1 rRNA gene is annotated in these 1173 nt (G+C 51.2%); it reads left to right on the top strand.

The window, feature by feature from the left end:
• Positions 1-1173: ribosomal RNA gene (locus ACM6I0_RS18970) — 23S ribosomal RNA — on the top strand; the annotation flags it as partial.

Raw genomic sequence — 1173 nt, 5'->3', positions numbered from 1 at the left:
TCTGGAAAGTGCGGCCATAGTGGGTGATAGCCCTGTACGCGAAAATCTCTTAGTCATGAAATCGAGTAGGACGGAGCACGAGAAACTTTGTCTGAATATGGGGGGACCATCCTCCAAGGCTAAATACTACTGACTGACCGATAGTGAACTAGTACCGTGAGGGAAAGGCGAAAAGAACCCCGGAGAGGGGAGTGAAATAGATCCTGAAACCGTATGCGTACAAGCAGTGGGAGCCCACTTTGTTGGGTGACTGCGTACCTTTTGTATAATGGGTCAGCGACTTATTTTCAGTGGCGAGCTTAACCGAATAGGGGAGGCGTAGCGAAAGCGAGTCTTAATAGGGCGTCTAGTCGCTGGGAATAGACCCGAAACCGGGCGATCTATCCATGGGCAGGTTGAAGGTTGGGTAACACTAACTGGAGGACCGAACCGACTACCGTTGAAAAGTTAGCGGATGACCTGTGGATCGGAGTGAAAGGCTAATCAAGCTCGGAGATAGCTGGTTCTCCTCGAAAGCTATTTAGGTAGCGCCTCATGTATCACTGTAGGGGGTAGAGCACTGTTTCGGCTAGGGGGTCATCCCGACTTACCAAACCGATGCAAACTCCGAATACCTACAAGTGCCGAGCATGGGAGACACACGGCGGGTGCTAACGTCCGTCGTGAAAAGGGAAACAACCCAGACCGTCAGCTAAGGTCCCAAAGTTATGGTTAAGTGGGAAACGATGTGGGAAGGCTTAGACAGCTAGGAGGTTGGCTTAGAAGCAGCCACCCTTTAAAGAAAGCGTAATAGCTCACTAGTCGAGTCGGCCTGCGCGGAAGATGTAACGGGGCTCAAACCATACACCGAAGCTACGGGTATCACTTAGGTGATGCGGTAGAGGAGCGTTCTGTAAGCCTGTGAAGGTGAGTTGAGAAGCTTGCTGGAGGTATCAGAAGTGCGAATGCTGACATGAGTAACGACAATGGGTGTGAAAAACACCCACGCCGAAAGACCAAGGTTTCCTGCGCAACGTTAATCGACGCAGGGTTAGTCGGTCCCTAAGGCGAGGCTGAAAAGCGTAGTCGATGGAAAACAGGTTAATATTCCTGTACTTCTGGTTATTGCGATGGAGGGACGGAGAAGGCTAGGCCAGCTTGGCGTTGGTTGTCCAAGTTTAAGGTGGTAGGCTG

It is taken from the genome of Pseudomonas sp. IT-P294, assembly GCF_949767865.1.
Lineage (GTDB): Bacteria > Pseudomonadota > Gammaproteobacteria > Pseudomonadales > Pseudomonadaceae > Aquipseudomonas.
This window is presented reverse-complemented; position numbering and strand designations above follow the sequence as displayed.